Source organism: Paenibacillus sp. FSL L8-0340, assembly GCF_038593145.1.
In the GTDB taxonomy this organism is placed as follows: Bacteria; Bacillota; Bacilli; order Paenibacillales; family Paenibacillaceae; genus Paenibacillus_AQ.
The window spans coordinates 5,681,693-5,698,538 of record NZ_CP151967.1 but is presented as its reverse complement, the minus strand read 5'-3'; the positions used below and the strand labels follow the sequence as shown (position 1 = coordinate 5,698,538).

The 16,846-nt window shown below is 50.8% G+C and carries 18 protein-coding genes and 2 tRNA genes; 15 read left to right on the top strand and 5 right to left on the bottom strand.

Going from position 1 to position 16,846, the window contains the following annotated elements; genetic code table 11:
• Positions 1-6: 6 nt before the first annotated feature.
• A complete protein-coding gene (locus tag NST07_RS26220) occupies positions 7-1,260 on the top strand; it encodes an LL-diaminopimelate aminotransferase (RefSeq protein WP_341095406.1) in 1,254 nt (417 codons plus the stop codon).
• A 61-nt stretch (positions 1,261-1,321) separates the two neighbouring features.
• Here NST07_RS26220 and NST07_RS26215 read toward each other — a convergent pair whose 3' ends face one another.
• A complete protein-coding gene (locus NST07_RS26215) occupies positions 1,322-1,882 on the bottom strand; it encodes a GNAT family N-acetyltransferase (protein ID WP_342480485.1) in 561 nt (186 codons plus the stop codon).
• Positions 1,883-2,548: 666 nt separating this feature from the next.
• On the opposite strand from NST07_RS26215, the gene pyrR reads away from it, so the two are divergent.
• The 13 genes from pyrR to NST07_RS26150 all read left to right on the top strand — a co-directional run bounded on the left by pyrR (position 2,549) and on the right by NST07_RS26150 (position 13,163).
• Positions 2,549-3,109 carry a bifunctional pyr operon transcriptional regulator/uracil phosphoribosyltransferase PyrR gene (pyrR, locus tag NST07_RS26210; protein ID WP_341095403.1) on the top strand — a complete coding sequence of 187 codons (561 nt, stop codon included), beginning with the start codon at positions 2,549-2,551 and terminating at the stop codon, positions 3,107-3,109.
• 2 nt (positions 3,110-3,111) lie between these two features.
• Positions 3,112-4,020, top strand: coding sequence for an aspartate carbamoyltransferase catalytic subunit (locus NST07_RS26205; RefSeq protein WP_341095401.1), 909 nt, complete (start codon positions 3,112-3,114; stop codon positions 4,018-4,020).
• Positions 4,021-4,139: 119 nt separating this feature from the next.
• Complete coding sequence (locus NST07_RS26200) at positions 4,140-5,423, top strand: dihydroorotase (protein WP_342481977.1); 1,284 nt, start codon at positions 4,140-4,142, stop codon at positions 5,421-5,423.
• Between the two features lie 130 nt (positions 5,424-5,553).
• Entirely contained in the window at positions 5,554-6,732 is a 1,179-nt protein-coding gene (gene carA, locus NST07_RS26195) for a glutamine-hydrolyzing carbamoyl-phosphate synthase small subunit (RefSeq protein WP_076109061.1), read from the top strand.
• 1 nt (position 6,733) lies between these two features.
• Positions 6,734-9,955: a carbamoyl-phosphate synthase large subunit gene (gene carB / locus NST07_RS26190; protein ID WP_342480484.1), complete on the top strand. Its 3,222-nt coding sequence runs from the start codon at positions 6,734-6,736 to the stop codon at positions 9,953-9,955.
• Between the two features lie 133 nt (positions 9,956-10,088).
• A complete protein-coding gene (gene pyrF / locus NST07_RS26185; protein ID WP_341097754.1) occupies positions 10,089-10,862 on the top strand; it encodes an orotidine-5'-phosphate decarboxylase in 774 nt (257 codons plus the stop codon).
• Positions 10,859-11,500 (top strand): orotate phosphoribosyltransferase, encoded by a 642-nt coding sequence (gene pyrE, locus NST07_RS26180; protein ID WP_342480483.1) that lies wholly within the window; start codon positions 10,859-10,861, stop codon positions 11,498-11,500. Before pyrF ends, pyrE begins: the two co-directional genes overlap by 4 nt.
• Before the next feature lie 165 nt (positions 11,501-11,665).
• Positions 11,666-11,830 (top strand): hypothetical protein, encoded by a 165-nt coding sequence (locus NST07_RS26175; RefSeq protein ID WP_019909365.1) that lies wholly within the window; start codon positions 11,666-11,668, stop codon positions 11,828-11,830.
• 82 nt (positions 11,831-11,912) lie between these two features.
• A tRNA-Met gene (locus tag NST07_RS26170) sits at positions 11,913-11,989 on the top strand.
• Positions 11,990-12,036: 47 nt separating this feature from the next.
• Positions 12,037-12,110: transfer RNA gene (locus NST07_RS26165), tRNA-Ile, on the top strand.
• A gap of 151 nt (positions 12,111-12,261) precedes the next feature.
• Positions 12,262-12,522 (top strand): YmaF family protein, encoded by a 261-nt coding sequence (locus NST07_RS26160; protein ID WP_341379514.1) that lies wholly within the window; start codon positions 12,262-12,264, stop codon positions 12,520-12,522.
• A 228-nt stretch (positions 12,523-12,750) separates the two neighbouring features.
• A complete protein-coding gene (locus NST07_RS26155) occupies positions 12,751-12,939 on the top strand; it encodes a hypothetical protein (RefSeq protein WP_341379512.1) in 189 nt (62 codons plus the stop codon).
• Positions 12,940-13,043: 104 nt separating this feature from the next.
• A complete protein-coding gene (locus NST07_RS26150; RefSeq protein WP_341095390.1) occupies positions 13,044-13,163 on the top strand; it encodes a YjcZ family sporulation protein in 120 nt (39 codons plus the stop codon).
• 102 nt (positions 13,164-13,265) lie between these two features.
• Here the strand turns inward: NST07_RS26150 and NST07_RS26145 are convergent, their stop codons facing one another.
• The 3 genes from NST07_RS26145 to NST07_RS26135 all read right to left on the bottom strand — a co-directional run bounded on the left by NST07_RS26145 (position 13,266) and on the right by NST07_RS26135 (position 15,185).
• Positions 13,266-14,591, bottom strand: a complete 1,326-nt coding sequence (locus tag NST07_RS26145) for a serine hydrolase (protein ID WP_342480482.1) — start codon at positions 14,589-14,591, stop codon at positions 13,266-13,268.
• Between the two features lie 75 nt (positions 14,592-14,666).
• Complete coding sequence (locus NST07_RS26140) at positions 14,667-14,900, bottom strand: helix-turn-helix domain-containing protein (protein WP_341380406.1); 234 nt, start codon at positions 14,898-14,900, stop codon at positions 14,667-14,669.
• 24 nt (positions 14,901-14,924) lie between these two features.
• Positions 14,925-15,185, bottom strand: a complete 261-nt coding sequence (locus tag NST07_RS26135) for a hypothetical protein (RefSeq protein WP_341095386.1) — start codon at positions 15,183-15,185, stop codon at positions 14,925-14,927.
• 89 nt (positions 15,186-15,274) lie between these two features.
• Between NST07_RS26135 and NST07_RS26130 the strand changes: the two genes are divergently transcribed.
• Complete coding sequence (locus NST07_RS26130; protein WP_341095384.1) at positions 15,275-16,042, top strand: 2-phosphosulfolactate phosphatase; 768 nt, start codon at positions 15,275-15,277, stop codon at positions 16,040-16,042.
• On the opposite strand, the gene NST07_RS26125 is transcribed toward NST07_RS26130, so the two are convergent.
• A complete protein-coding gene (locus NST07_RS26125; RefSeq protein ID WP_341095382.1) occupies positions 16,035-16,712 on the bottom strand; it encodes a hypothetical protein in 678 nt (225 codons plus the stop codon). The two genes, NST07_RS26130 and NST07_RS26125, sit on opposite strands and share 8 nt — an antisense overlap.
• Positions 16,713-16,846 lie beyond the last annotated feature (134 nt).

Sequence of the window (16,846 nt, the reverse complement as noted above, 5' to 3'; positions counted from 1 at the left end):
AAAATTATGAGTATCGAACAGTATCAAGAGACTTTCATTCAGACTAATTTTGCGGACCGCATCGGCGGTGCGAACTACGGCAAAGATACAGCCATTTACAAATTCGAGAAAATCAAACGCGCCAAAGCATCGGCGAAACAGGATTTTCCTAATATTGAATTGATTGATATGGGCGTCGGCGAACCTGACGAGATGGCGGATGAAGGCATTGTTGCAAGACTTGCCATTGAAGCGGCCAAAGAAGAAAACCGCGGCTATTCCGACAACGGAATTCCTGAATTCAAAGCTGCCGCTGCAGCTTACCTGAAGGATGTATTTCGTGTAGAGGGGATCGACCCTGTAAACGAGGTTGTGCATTCCATCGGTTCGAAGCCGGCATTAGCCATGCTGCCATCCTGCTTCATCAATCCGGGCGACATCACCATTATGACGGTTCCGGGTTATCCGGTACTGGGTACCCACACCAAATATTTGGGTGGACAAGTCTATACGGTGGAACTCAAGAGAGAGAACAACTTTCTGCCTGATCTGAATTCCATTCCGGAAGATATCGCCCGCAAAGCGAAGCTGCTCTACCTGAACTATCCGAATAATCCTACGGGTGCCAGCGCAACTCCTGAATTTTTCAGCGCCGTTGTAGACTGGGCCAAAAAATATGACGTCGTAGTCATCCATGATGCTCCGTATGCAGCGCTGACTTATGACGGTGTGAAGCCGCTGAGCTTCCTGTCCGTACCCGGCGCAAAGGATGTCGGCGTAGAATTGCACTCGCTCTCCAAGTCTTACAACATGACAGGCTGGAGAATCGGCTTCGTTGCCGGCAACCCGCTGGTCGTGAAAGCATTCAGCGATGTGAAGGACAACAATGACTCCGGCCAGTTCATCGCGATTCAAAAGGCTGCCGCCTACGGTCTGGAACACCCTGAGATTACTGAAGCGATTGCTGCCAAGTATTCCCGCCGCCACAACATGCTGGTGGACGCGCTGAACAGCCTGGGCTTCAAGGCAGAGAAACCGAAAGGTTCTTTCTTCCTTTATGTAGCTGCACCAAAGGGTATCAAAGGCGGACGCCGTTTCGAATCCGGCGAAGATTTCTCGCAGTTCCTGATCCGCGAGAAGCTGATCTCCACCGTGCCTTGGGATGATGCAGGTCCATTCGTACGTTTCTCCGTGACCTTTATCGCCAAAGGTGAAGAGGAAGAGAAACGTGTAATCTCCGAAATTCAAAGACGCCTCAGCGACGTTGAATTTGAATTCTAAACTAACGGGCAACAAGAAGCCGCCGCAGAGAAATCTGCGGCGGCTTCTTAGTGCAGCACGCTCAAGACGGGCGGTAAGATTTTCTGTGAAATTTGTTAATATAACGGAATAAGGACTCCCCGTTATCTTCGGCAGCAACCCCCTGCTTCAGCGGGCGCAGCATTGCCTGATACGGCTCCGGCACCCAAATATATTGATGGATATACGGTGTCAGCTTGAAACCGTTCTGTTCCCAGAAATGAATACGCTCAAGATGCGCAGCTGTATTTCCGGCTTCCACTTCAATGATGATTCCACCGGCCTTATGCACTTGTTCAGCCCAGTGAATGATTTTTTCCAGAAACAATGAGCCGAGGCCTTCTCCGCGTGACTTCTTGGCAACTGCCAGATAGTCAATGATAAGCCGCTTGTCGGCCGTCCCTCCAACCATCCCGGTTACAGCCATTGCTACAATATGTCCATCAGCTAAGCCAGCATGCAAATACGCTATTCCTCTGTCCAGCATATTGTGTAGTATTCCTGCCGGTTTAGCTCCACTTGGAAAAGCCTCCAGGTACATGGGTTCAATTAACTCCCATAAGCTATCATTCCAATGCGCAGCTGTGATAAATTCCAGTTCCATTATCAGTCGCCTCCGGTCTTCATCATATCAAAGACGAACAGTTGCAGCTATTACAGCAGCTGGCGTTCTTTTTGCTTCTTTCTTTTAAACTGAAAAATTTCACGTTTAGGTGGAAGCTGCGGAGGGAATTTTGGAACTGTAGGAGCGAATGCGTTCGCCTTTGTCACCGGATTTCCACCGCATATAGCGGGTAAAATCAAGAAATCTGGTGACAACAGCGGCCGGAAGTCCAAACATTCACCGTAGTTACGTCCTCGACCAAAATGGGTAAATCTTAAATTGAATCTATATAGCAGCGGTATCAATCAAGAAATCCAAATCTAACAGCGGCCGAAAGTCCAAACATTCCCGCAGCCTGCGTCCTCTCACCTATACAATCTAATATTTTCAGTTCCACTGCCTCCCATTTGACACAAGCCATGACTTCTGTCATAATTCTGTTAAATGAATATGCGCCTTTAATTCAGTCCCGTGAGGCTGGCAAGGTAACGTGAATCGAGGTTCGCGACTTAAGGAAGGAATCCGTATGAGTACGGAGGGTCTTTTTATGCGCGCGGACACGCCATCTTTTTGAATCTGCGGATTTCACTCCTTGCCTGCTTTGGGCAAGGAGTTTTTTGATTTCCGGGAGCTTGAACGGGCGTACAAGCAGGAGGATGACGGATTATGGTTACTGAGAAAAATGTCATTATGGATGAAACGGCAATTCGCCGCGCGCTGTCGCGCATTGCCCATGAGATTTTGGAGAAAAACAAAGGTATCGAGAATTGTCTGCTGGTAGGCATCCGGACACGCGGCATTTACCTGGCCCAGCGGATCGCAGAACGTATCAAGGAAATTGAAGGTGTTGATATTCCTTACGGCGAGCTGGACATCACACATTACCGCGATGACCGCGAAGAGATGGACCGGGCGGTAGTGAAGAGCTACCTGACCCTGCCGGAAGGAGTCAGCGGCATCCACGACAAAAAAGTGATTTTGTTCGACGATGTGCTGTACACCGGACGCACAATCCGCGCGGCGATGGATGCCCTGATGGATTGCGGACGGCCAAGGATGATCCAACTCGCTGTACTGGCTGACCGTGGACACCGGGAGCTTCCGATCCGTCCGGATTACATCGGCAAGAACGTACCTACCTCCAGGCATGAGCAGATCGAAGTGGCGCTGACCGAATTCGACGGCAAGGATGAAGTTTACATTATTTCAAACCGGGAGGAACGATAACAATGATGACGGCAACCAAGGTGAAGGAACGCAGTCTGCTGGGGATTAAAGAGCTGGACAGCTCGGAAATCCGTGAGTTATTGGAGAGAACAGCGTACTGGGACAATCAGGCCGAGAAGCTGACCCCGGTACTGAGATCACATTTTGTTGCCAACATGTTTTTTGAGAACAGCACGCGCACCCGCTTTTCCTTCGAAATGGCCGAGAAACGCCTTGGCGTTCAGGTGCTGAATTTCACGGCTGCGGCTTCCAGTGTAGAAAAAGGCGAGTCGATCTACGATACAGTACGCACACTGGAATCAATGGGGATCGATGCCGGAGTTGTGCGTTTGAAGCCTGCGGGCGTGCTGCAGCAGCTGGCCGAGAAGGTGTCCATTCCGCTGATTAATGCCGGAGACGGCAATAACGAGCATCCGACGCAAGCGCTGCTGGACCTGTATACAATGAGCAAAAATTTTGGCGGGCTGAAGGGCCTCAAAGTTTCGATTATCGGGGATATTATGCATAGCCGGGTTGCACGCTCGAACCTCTGGGGATTGACAAAAATGGGGGCCAAGGTGCAGTTCTGCGCACCGGAGAATATGCAGGCGCCGGAACTTGCTGCCTACGCTCCTTATGTGAGTATGGAAGAAGCGCTTCAGGCTGATGTGGTCATGATGCTGCGGGTTCAGCTTGAGCGCCATGCATCCGGCATACTGCTGTCTGCTGAGGAATACCGGAAACAGTATGGATTGACGGAAGAACGGGCGGCCCGGCTCGATAAGAACACGATCATTATGCATCCGGCTCCGGTGAACCGCAACGTAGAGATTGATGACGCAGTGGTCGAAAGCAGCCAGTCGCGGATTTTTCCGCAGATGTCCAACGGCGTGCCTGTACGGATGGCTGTGATGGAGAGAGCCCTTCAATAAGAACTCTTCAAGTTAAAAAAAGCTGACATAAACACACTAATAAATATACACAAAGTTGAATTTTTATTATATAATAATCAGAGAGCTTGCGGCTGCGGCCTGCAGGTAAAAGGAGAATCATAACCGTGATCATAAGAAACGCCAGCGTGCTCAACCAGGAAGGCGAGTTAGAGACTAGACATATCGTAGTTCAGGACGGCATAATTTCCGCAATTGAGAGTAATCTGGATGTGCTCGACGAATCCGCTGAAATCATAGAAGCCGAAGGCAAACTGCTGATCCCGGGACTGATTGATATGCATGTGCATCTCCGCGAGCCTGGCTTTGAGCATAAGGAAACGGTAGAAACCGGAGCACGTTCGGCTGCCAAGGGCGGATTTACTACTATCGCCTGCATGCCGAATACACGCCCGGTAACGGACAGTCCGGAAATCGTACAGTTTGTGAAGGACAAAGCGCGCGAAGCCGGACTGGTGAAGGTGCTCCCTTATGCGGCGATCACGAAAAATGAGCTGGGACGCGAGCTGACCGATTTTGCCGCACTTAAGGAAGCTGGAGCCATTGGTTTCACGGACGACGGAGTAGGCGTACAGACTGCCCAGATGATGAAGGATGCTATGAAATTGGCTGCCGGGCTGGATATGCCTGTAATCGCGCATTGCGAGGACGATTCGCTGGTTGAGGGCTGTGCGGTAAACGAAGGCAAGTTCGCAACCGCGCATGGCCTTAAAGGCATCCCGAACGAGTCGGAAGCGATCCATGTCGGACGCGATATCCTGCTGGCTGAAGCAACCGGTGTTCACTATCATGTCTGCCACGTCAGCACAGAACAATCGGTGCGGCTGATCCGCCAGGCCAAACAAATCGGCATCAAGGTGACCGCGGAGGTATGTCCGCATCATCTGCTGCTGTCAGAGGAAGACATTCCGGGCATGGATGCCAATTGGAAAATGAACCCGCCGCTGCGTTCGCGCCGCGACGTGGAAGCCTGCATCGAGGGTCTGCTGGACGGGACGCTGGATATCATCGTGACCGATCATGCGCCGCATAGTGAAGAAGAGAAAGCGAAAGGCATGCAGCTTGCACCGTTTGGTATTGTCGGATTTGAGACAGCATTCCCGCTGCTCTACACCGCTTTTGTGGCAACCGGCAAATGGGATCTGTCCCTGCTGGTGCAGCGGATGACCGCTGATCCGGCCCGGGTGTTCCGGCTGAATACAGGCCATCTAACGGTTGGGGCCCCTGCCGATTTGACGCTGATCGACCTCAAGGAGGAGCAGGAAGTAGATCCGGCTTCATTTGCCAGCAAAGGACGCAACACTCCTTTTGCCGGATGGAAGCTTAAAGGCTGGCCGGTTATGACATGGGTAGACGGCACAGCGGTTTGGACTAAAGCTAATTAATGAACTGGTGGAGCGAAGATGCCGGCTGTATGGGGCAAGGTGAACATGCGGCGGCATTTTGGCGCGTTACACTCCGCTAATGATGCAAGGCATAGAATCAGACTACAGAAACAAGAAGGAGTGGATGGGAATGCAGGCGAGATTGCTGCTACAGGACGGAACGCTGTTTACAGGCACCGCATTTGGCGCTGAAGGCGAAAAGACGGGCGAGGTTGTTTTTAACACAGGAATTACGGGATATCAGGAGGTGCTGTCGGACCCTTCGTACTGCGGGCAAATCGTCACCATGACTTATCCGCTGATCGGAAATTACGGCATTACCCGTGATGATTTCGAATCTGTGCGTCCTTTTGTACACGGCTTTGTTGTACGCCGCCATGAGGAAGTGCCAAGCAACTGGCGCGCCGAATACAGCGTGGATGACCTGCTGAAGGAATATGGCATTCCCGGAATCAGCGAGATCGACACGCGGATGCTGACCCGCATTATCCGCCACCACGGTACGATGAAGGCCATTCTAACCACTTCCAACAAACGTGTGGAGGAGCTCATGGAAATGATGGGCGACACGACCATTGAGGAGCTGCGCAATCAGGTAGCCCGGACATCTACAACCAAAACGTACAGCAGCCCGGGGAACAAAGAACGGATCGTGCTGGTCGATTACGGCGCGAAGACCGGTATCCTGCGCGAACTGAACAGCCGCGGCTGTGATGTTGTAGTGGTGCCGCATGATGTGACTGCAGATGAGATCCGCCGCCTGAACCCGGATGGCATTCAGCTCTCCAACGGCCCTGGGGACCCTAAAGACGTGCCGTATGCCGTCAACACGATCTCCGAGCTGCTCGGCGAATACCCGATCTTCGGCATCTGCCTGGGTCACCAATTGTTCGCCCTGGCTTGCGGCGCCGACACAGAGAAGCTTAAATTCGGCCACCGTGGCGGGAATCACCCGGTAAAGGAACTGGAAAGCGGACGCTGCTTCATTACCTCGCAGAACCATGGCTACACAGTTAACGAGGATTCAGTTGTCAATACCGAGCTTGAGGTTACACATATCAACAACAATGATAAGACAGTCGAAGGACTCAAACATACCCGCTACCCCGCATTTTCGGTGCAGTACCATCCGGAGGCGGCGCCGGGACCGCATGACAGCAGCTATTTGTTCGACCGTTTCCTGCAAATGATTGCTGATCACAAAGCGAAAACGCCAGCAGGCTCACGCCAGGCCCAGCTTGCCGCAAATGCCAGAATCACGGCACCACAACCCAAAGCACAGCTTGAAGCCGTGAAAGGAGCTCTATAACATGCCAAAGAACGATAAACTTAAAAAGATTCTCGTCATCGGCTCCGGCCCGATTGTCATCGGCCAGGCTGCCGAGTTTGACTATGCAGGAACACAGGCCTGCCAGGCACTCAAAGAAGAAGGCGTGGAGGTAGTGCTGATCAACAGCAACCCGGCCACGATCATGACCGATACCAATATGGCCGACAAGGTATACATCGAGCCGATTACACTTGAGTTTGTTACGGCGATTATCCGCCAGGAACGCCCGGATGGCCTGCTGCCGACACTGGGCGGACAGACCGGCCTGAACATGGCCGTGGAACTGGCCCGCGCAGGTGTGCTGCAGTCGGAGAACGTGAAGCTGCTGGGCACACAGCTGGAATCCATCGAGAAGGCAGAAGACCGTGATTTGTTCCGCGATCTGATGCGCGAGCTGGATCAGCCAGTACCAGAGAGCACGATTATCACCACTGTGGAAGAAGCGATGGGTTTTGCCGCAGGAATCGGCTATCCGCTGATCGTTCGTCCAGCCTATACGCTCGGTGGAACCGGCGGCGGCATTTGCGACAACGAGGAAGAGCTGCGTGAAACCGTCAAAGCGGGTATCCGTTACAGCCCGATCGGTCAATGTCTGGTGGAGAAAAGCATCGCCGGCATGAAGGAAGTTGAATATGAGGTTATGCGGGACGCGAACGACAACTGTATCGTTGTCTGCAACATGGAGAACTTTGATCCTGTCGGTGTACATACTGGCGACAGTATCGTTGTGGCACCGAGTCAGACGTTGTCCGACCGCGAATACCAAATGCTGCGCAGCGCGTCACTCAAGATCATCCGCGCGCTGAATATCGAAGGCGGCTGCAACGTGCAGTTCGCGCTTGATCCGCAAAGCTATCAATATTATGTCATTGAAGTAAATCCCCGGGTCAGCCGTTCCTCGGCGCTGGCGTCGAAGGCGACCGGTTACCCGATTGCCAAAATGGCAGCCAAGATCGCTCTCGGCTACACGCTGGATGAAATCGTTAACCCGGTTACAGGACAGACCTACGCCTGCTTCGAGCCAACACTGGACTATATCGTCAGCAAAATTCCGCGTTGGCCGTTTGACAAGTTCACATCGGCGAACCGTAAACTGGGCACGCAGATGAAAGCGACCGGCGAAGTCATGGCGATTGGCCGTACCTTTGAAGAATCGATTCATAAAGCAGTCCGTTCCCTGGAAATCGGTGTCCACCGTTTCCGCCTGCCGGGCGCAGAGCAGCTGGAAGACAGCGTGCTGCGGGGTCGTCTTGCCAAAGCGGATGACGAGCGGCTGTTCCTGATCGCGGAAGCGTTCCGCCGCGGTTACGGCCTGCAGGAGATTCAGGATATCACCAGCATTGATTGGTGGTTCCTGTCCAAGATTGAAGGCCTGGTGAACTTCGAGGATGTGCTGCGCAGTGAAGAGACGCTGAGTGCCGAAACCTTGTATCAAGCGAAACGCAAAGGTTTCACTGACCGGGCAATTGCTGAGATCCGGGCGGAAGGCCGGCCGGGCGGAGCTCAGACGAAGGAAGTGGATGTTCGTGCTATGCGCCTTGCGCAGGGACTAACTCCGGTCTTCAAAATGGTAGATACATGCGCGGCTGAGTTCGAAGCCTCCACACCTTACTACTACTCCACTTATGAGACGGAGAATGAGGTTATCCATTCCGACAAGCAGAAGGTTATCGTGCTCGGGTCCGGACCTATCCGGATCGGTCAGGGGATTGAATTCGATTATAGTACCGTTCATGCGGTCTGGGCGATCCAGAAAGCCGGCTATGAAGCTGTAATCATTAACAACAACCCTGAAACGGTGTCGACCGACTTTAACACCTCGGACCGGCTCTATTTTGAACCGTTATTCTTCGAGGATGTCATGAATGTCATCGCCCAGGAGAATCCGATTGGCGTTATCGTTCAGTTCGGAGGACAAACTGCTATTAACCTTGCTGCGCCGCTGGCTGCAGCCGGTGTAAATATTCTCGGCACCAGTCTGGAAAGCATCGACGAAGCTGAAAACCGCAAGAAATTCGAAGCGCTTTTGGCCCGTCTGAATATTGCACAACCTAAAGGCAAGACGGTAACCGATGTGAGTCAAGCCGTAGAAACAGCTCAATCGCTGGGATATCCGGTACTCGTACGTCCTTCCTATGTACTGGGTGGCCGTGCAATGGAGATTGTCTACAACGATGCGGAATTGCTGAGCTACATGGTTGAAGCGGTGAAGGTGAATCCGGAGCATCCGGTGCTGATCGACCGTTACATGCTGGGCAAAGAGGTCGAAGTTGACGCGATTTGCGACGGCGAGACTGTGGTCATCCCTGGTATTATGGAGCATGTAGAACGTGCGGGTGTCCACTCCGGTGACTCCATCGCTGTCTACCCGCCGCAATATCTGGATGAAGGTCTGAAGCAGAAAATAAGCGAAATCACCATCAAGATAGCCAAGGAACTGAAAACGATTGGCCTTGTCAACATCCAGTTCGTCATTTACCAGAATGAAGTATATGTGATAGAAGTGAATCCGCGCTCTTCGCGTACGGTTCCTTTCCTGAGCAAGGTAACCGGCATTCCTATGGCCCATCTGGCTACCAAGATCATTCTCGGCGGCAAGCTGAAAGACGATGGCTACACCGAAGGCCTCTGGCCGGAAAGCGACTATGTGTCGGTAAAAGTGCCGGTGTTCTCTTTTGCCAAGCTGCGCAGAGTAGAGCCTACCTTAGGACCGGAAATGAAATCGACCGGCGAAGTCATGGGCCGCGACAAGCTGTATGCCAAAGCGCTCTATAAAGGTCTGATCGGAGCAGGCATGAAAATTCCGGCAACCGGAGCGATCATCGTTACGGTAGCAGACAAAGACAAAGCTGAGGCAGTTGAGCTGATGAAGGGCTTCCACGCCATGGGCTACAAAATCATTGCCACCGGCGGCACGGCGCATGCCCTTGAGCAGGCAGGCCTGAACGTGATGAATGTCAACAAGCTGGATGAAGGAGAGCCGACAATCCTTGATCTGATCCGCGGTGGTCAGGCCAACTTTGTCTTCAATACGCTGACTAAAGGTAAAACGCCGGAGCGTGACGGCTTCCGCATCCGCCGTGAAGCGGTAGAGAACGGTGTCGTATGTATGACCTCACTGGATACGGTAACGGCGCTGCTGATCATGCTGCAGACGATCAACTTCTCGTCCCAGTCCATGCCCGCTTTTGTCGGACAATAACCTATAGATGTATGAGTAGCCCTTTCGGGCATGCCACAGGAACGGTTTGCGTTATCGCAGACCGTTCCGCTATGCCCGGGGACCCGGTAACTGTTAAAAAATGACCAAAGGAGCTGATCCGTACGTGAAACAGATGGACCCACAGCAGCTTGAACACGAGAATGTCGGAGAAATCACCAGACGGGATGAAATGGCTGAGCGGCTGATGATTGCCCTGGATTATCCTGATGCAGCGCAAGCGAGACTGCTCATTGAGAAGCTGGAAGGCATTCCTTGTTACATGAAGGTTGGAATGCAGCTGTTCTATGCAGCCGGACCAGACTTCATCAGAGAACTGAAGGCCCGCGGTTATTCTGTGTTCGTCGATGTCAAAATGCATGATATCCCCAATACGGTGCGGGGTGGGGCGGAGAGCCTTACGATGCTCGGTGTGGATATGTTCAACGTACACGCCTCCGGCGGCTCGGCTATGATGGCTGCCGCGCTGGACGGGGCTGCCCAGGCGGTCAGCCTGCACCCGTCCCTGAGAATGCCGCTGATTATCGCAGTGACACAGCTCACGAGCACCAGTCAGGCAGTGATGAACAGCGAGATTGGCATTGCCGGGAATGTAGCGGACACCGTGGTGCGTTACGCCAAGCTGGCGGCTGAGGCCGGCCTGCACGGTGTGGTAGCTTCACCTAAGGAGTCGGCGGCGATCTCTGACGCGTGCGGCCCGGAGTTCCGCACGGTTACCCCGGGCATTCGTCCGGCAGGGTCTTCCCTGGACGATCAGTCCCGGGTGATGACGCCGGGACAAGCTATCCGGCAAGGCAGCCACTACCTTGTAGTGGGCCGGCCTATTACGGCTGCGGCGGATCCGCGCGCAGCCGCACTATCTATTATTGAGGAGATGACTCAAGCATGAGCACATTATCGAATAAAAGCCAGCAAGTCGCCAGCTATCTGCTGGAGATTGGGGCAGTGGCGCTGCGTCCGCAGGAGCCTTTTACCTGGACCTCCGGCATCAAGTCGCCGATCTATTGTGACAATCGCCTGACCATGGCCTTTCCAGCAGTACGCGGCTACATTGCTGCTGGCTTCGCAGAGCTGATCAGAGCCAGCTATCCGGACGCTGAAGTGATTGCGGGCACAGCCACTGCGGGGATTCCGCATGCGGCCTGGGTGGCCGACAAGCTGGATCTGCCGATGGCATATATCCGCGACAAAGCGAAAGGCCACGGCAAACAGAACCAGATCGAAGGGATTATCTCTCCCGGACAGAAGGTCATTGTGATTGAGGACCTGATTTCTACCGGCGGTAGCTCGATTAAGGCGGCGCAGGCCGTACAGGAAGCCGGAGGAGAGGTGCTGGCCGTGCTGGCCATCTTCAGCTATGAGCTGGACCGGGCCACTGAGGCATTTGCGGCAGCTGGTGTGCCGCTGCAAAGCTTGTCCAACTACAGCACATTGATTGATGTAGCACTGAGTCAAGGCACAATCGCTGACAGCGATGTAGCGCTGCTGCAGTCCTGGCGCAAAGATCCGGCCTCGTTCGGCGTGTAGCAGAATTGTATCCGGCAATGTTTCTCAGGCCCTCACCGCAAGGTTAGGGCCTGCTGTTTTTTTATTGGCGGATACCGTATTCTGCGGCTTATATTTTATAAACTGGGCATGATAACTTCAGGGAAGGAAGACATCCATTATCGTAACAAAGGAGAAGAAGGCATCATGAACTGGATATACTTCGCGAAGCTGTTCAGGACGAGATTTCAAGCAGGCTGCCTGGCCAAGAGGCTGGAGCAGGACGGTTGGATTTACGGCTATCATGATCCGCGATTTGTGGAAATTTATCGCTCCCGCAAGGGCCGCTACGGGGTACGTTTCCTGCCCTGAATAAATTAACAAAATCATCCTTGACTTTAGTGCCTGCTATATTGTATATTAACTATTGTCGCTGTTTGAATATGATTACTGACGCGGGGTGGAGCAGCCCGGTAGCTCGTCGGGCTCATAACCCGAAGGCCGCAGGTTCAAATCCTGCCCCCGCAACCAATTTATTTTCCTGCAGCCATTGTTTATCATACGGATACTTTAGATCCGGGCCCTTAGCTCAGTTGGTTAGAGCGGTCGGCTCATAACCGATTGGTCACAGGTTCGAGTCCTGTAGGGCCCACTTCACTAAACCCCTTGCCTAGCAAGGGGTTTTTGCTATGTTGTGGTTTTTTTTGAATCCAGAAAAGACCTGATAATGGCTGTGCACCTATCCGAGTTTGTCTTAAATAAGATGATGTGAAGTTGCATAATTTTAGGGAGGCAGACATTGGATGAAGAAGAAACGGCCTACAATAAAGAAGATAAGAACAGGCTCAACCCAGGCACAGAGACACGTACATGAATTTGAAGGGAGCACTAAACTGGCTGAAGAAGGTGCAGATCGGCACAACCACCGGTTCGCAGGAGTTACAGGACAAGCGATTCGGGCAGGAGCAAGCCATATGCATTTTGTTACAGGTCAAACTACTTTAAATGATGGTCACGTACACAAGTTCAATTTCGCAACATTGATTCAAGCACCTCTCGTATAAATTGGATCAATATGGAATTATGTGTTCTATATGGATAAGGATAGGCTCTAAGAGCTTGTCCTTTTTTGGTTTACGGCTGCCGGACAAACTTCCTCCGTTGCTAGCGAGACTGGATTGTGAGATTATAGGGAAGTATAAATTTGAGATGGAATAGAGGCAGACGGAAAAATGTTTAAAACGATCTTTAAAAATTATCCTTTGTGGTTCATGATTATTTGGGGTTGTGTAATGATAGGGTTTGTTGTGTTGTTTATAACGGGCATCAATCTGTCGCTAATGATGGCAGGGCTCATGATCCTATATATTGCAAACACAATACGTGCCTGGAAAAATGAACGGATTATGGGTGTCATTTCTTTGGTGCTGGTTGTTGTATTTGCAGCAGCAACATACGTAACATTCATGGCGGATAAATAAACCAGACCGGCTGAGTACACAACAACATATTTCCATTTCACCCAAGCAGTGAAGAGCATTCTGCATATTCTATGCTGTACTCACTTTTGAAGGAGGAATGAGAAATGGGTTCATGTGGTTGCGGAGAAAATGTTGGTCCTGTAGGCGGTTTGGGCACATCGACTGCGGCAATTCTGGTATTGTTTATTCTGCTCGTAATTATTACCAAATCATTCTGGCTGTAACTTCTGCTTATCCGGTTTCCTAAAGTACAGACACAAAAAAGCAGCGGCTGCCAAGAGTATTATTCCTGCTCAGGCTTCCGCTGCTTTATTGTTTTACCGGCTTTATTCGCCGGATCTCTCATAAGGCAGGTTCAAGGTATCGAAACTGTAGGTTACCTGTTGGGACTTTACTTCCGTAGCCTTATGAAAAGTAAAGGTGCTGTCACACACCACACAGGCCAGTACTACTGCTTCCGCGGTATCTGCAACTAATTTAAGCTGGAACTTCTTTTTTTTGAACTCCTGATTGAACAGCCGGTCTACATACAGCAGGCCTTCTTCATAATGAATTGTAAAATGCCAGCCCATTGGCGGAAAGCAGTACACCCCCGCGAAGTGTCTAAATTGTTCATAGTCCGCGGCGTCCGCAAGTTCAGGTTTGACTATTATGGAGGTCGCCCCAGTGTACAGAATGCTTCTCAGGCCCTTTACAAGGCGGGCTACAGGGCTGGCATCGTTGTTGCTAAGTACAATTATGGTGAAATCCCCTAATATGTACTGCTGCAGGGTGCAGGTGTATCCATAAATATTCCCGTCCATAAACATTTCTTCTACAGGCTCGCCCTTTACACAACAGCCATATCCCACCGAAGCCTCCAGGTACCACAAATATCCGTAAGGAGAAAGCATACGGTCATAGGCTTCCTTGCTTATTACTGTGCCGCTGCCCAGCGCCTTGACCCATGTGAACAAATCGGCCGCAGTGGAATAGAGAAATCCGCTTCCAAAGGCACCAGTCATATCGTAATACTCTGCACAGACTACGCCTTCACCCGAGCAGGAATATCCGTATGCCTTATTGGTGAGAATCTCCTCATTGCAGCTTATTCCGGTATGCTTAAGTCCGAGCGGTGCAAATAAAAATTTCTCGTAATAAGCGCCGATCTCCATGCCCGACACCATCTCAACGATTCTGGCGAGGAAGACAAAATTCGAGTTGCTCTTCTGCACTTGCTGTCCAGGTTCACCTTGCAACGGTTCGTGATTTAACCACTCCCGAATGCTCTCGGCAGAAAGCCGGTCTCTTGAACTATATTGGCTCAGCTCTGTATAATCCGGTATCCCCGAGGTGGAGGACAGTAAATGATGAATGGTGATGCGGTCTCCGTGTCTATAGCCGGGATAATAATATTCCATGGGCTCGTTCAGGCGAAGCTTCTGCCGGTCATACAGCTGCATTACAGCCGCTGCCGTGAACAGCTTAGTGATGCTGCCTATATTATAAATAGTGGAGGGTGTATTCGGCAGGGCATACTCATGATTTCCGTATCCATATCCCTTCTCCAATAAAATATGATCTCCCTGGGCAACCAGCACGGTTCCGCTAAAGCGTTCCGCATCCTCCCAGGTTTGCATGTATTGTTCGAGCCTGAACTGTATGTTTGTCATGTCTAGCCTCCTAATTCCTGTATTGCTCTATTGTATAAGACATGACAATAGCTGAATTGTAAAAAACGGACAGGCTTAGTTCAAGCTTTTGATATATTCGCTGGGAAGCAGCCCGCAGATGCTTTGAAATTCATGTATGAAATGAGCCTGATCATAATATCCGGTCTGCAGTGCTGCAGCGGTCAATTTGCTGCCTTCCATCCTGTTCAGCATCCCGAGAACGCTTTGAAAGCGCATGATGCGCGTAAAGGTTTTGGTGCCTACGCCGGTGCGTTCATAGAAGATTCTCCTCAGCTGCCGTTCACTGATGCATTCATAAAAGGTATATGTTTGTCAGGGTCTGTTCGCCAGCCCCCAAAGTGTTCCAAAGACAAAAATATAGAGCACAATACCCGCTACAACAAGCGCAGATAACCATCTGAGGATACGCGGTTTGGAGGCATTTTTCCCCAAGAAGCTGGTAAAAAAGCAACCTGTGAAGCCTGTCATTAGAAGGTACAGAAGATCCTTATTGTATTCTTCAGCAAAATCGAAGGTATAAAGGATCAGAGCAATCACCGAGATAGTGAACAATATACGGGACAGGAATTTCATAGTTCCTCCTCTAGTAATTGTATATTTTTAACTTTATATTATAGCAAATATAATCTCCACTTTAAAAATGGGATAAAGGAGGAAGTCCGATGTTTTATGACCAGGCACCTTATAAAGTCAAATTGGAATGGGGGCAAAGAGGAGCGCGGGCCGCGTCTGAACGTGGGGACATTGTGATCATAGTTGATGTGCTCAGCTTCTCTTCTACGGTAGTGACAGCGGTTCAGCACAAGGCCAATGTCTTTCCGTATCCCCCGCCAATCAATGAGAATGCCAAAGCCTATGCCAGAGCCAACAGTGCGGAAATCGTCTGGGGAAGAGCGGAGGCGATAAGAGAAGGAGGGCATTCCCTGTCACCATTGTCGTTTAGTTCTGCGGATTTTGGCCGTGACTTTGTATTATGTTCATTAAATGGTGCTGCGTGTACATGGATTGCTTCACAGGTGCCGGCGCTACTCATCGGATGTTTCCTTAATGCGTCTGCCGTGGCTGAGGTTGCTAACCGGTTAATGCAGCAATTGCAGGCAAATATCACTGTGGTTCCCTGCGGCGAAAGGTGGTCCGATGTTAGGGATGGTGAAAATAATTTGCGTCCAGGCATTGAAGATTATTTAGGTGCAGGTCTGATTCTTTCCCAATTAACCGGCAGCAAATCTCCTGAGGCTGAGGTCTGTATTGGAGCTTTGAAGTACTCCAGCAAAACCATCAGGGAGCTTATATGGGATTGTGCAAGTGCCCGTGAACTTCGTGAGCGCGGGTATGAAGACGATGTGACCTATTGCTGCCAGGTGAATATTAGCAGTGCTGTGCCTATTCTTCAAGACACCAGCTTTATAAATGCTAAGGATCTTAATTAATAGACCAGATTTCCCCGTTGGATGAAGTCCAGGTTCTATCGCCGATAGTAATACTCCATAAGTAGCTTGCGGATTTCTGATCCAAAGAAGCCATCCATGATAAATCGTTCCATTGCCCCTCAGTTCTATCCATGATGGCTGTCCAATGACGTCCATTGTCTTGTGTTGCATAGAAGAGAAGAGAGGTATTGGTCTGGCCTTCCTCGTTCAGCAGCACGATTCCATAATTTGTAGAGGTGAAAAATATAGGAGAGGCAGGATTAAACTGAACAGCAGCGTATTTAGGAGGCACTTCAAGCAGCTCTTTGGCCCAGTGAATTCCTCCATCGGTTGTCTTATATAGTCCAATATCGCCTTGGCGTGGAGAATGGACCGTAATCCAGCCGGTGTCCTTCGTCTTAAACTTGAGGTCTCCAATGGGGCCGCTTGGCAAAGTGCCGCTCAAGGAATCGCTCAGCTTATGCCAGGATATGCCTCTGTCATTGCTCATATAGATACGGTTATCTGCCTGATACATTCCTGAACCTGCTGAAGTTGCCTTCCAGCTGTACCCAGCTTCCAAAGAATATTGGAATGTACGGATGTTATTATCTTCATCTATGTTACCGGCTTGCGGACTGTATGCGAACATAAGCTGGATTACGGACATAAGAACCCAGAGTGTTTTCATGGAAATCCCCTCCTCCTCCCATAGTATAGGAATAAATTGGGAGATAGGTTACAGAGAGATGAAAGAAAGGTTAATTTCCTTTTATGAAACTTTATGGATCTGGAAGCGTTTTATTGAGTATATACAAAAAAGGA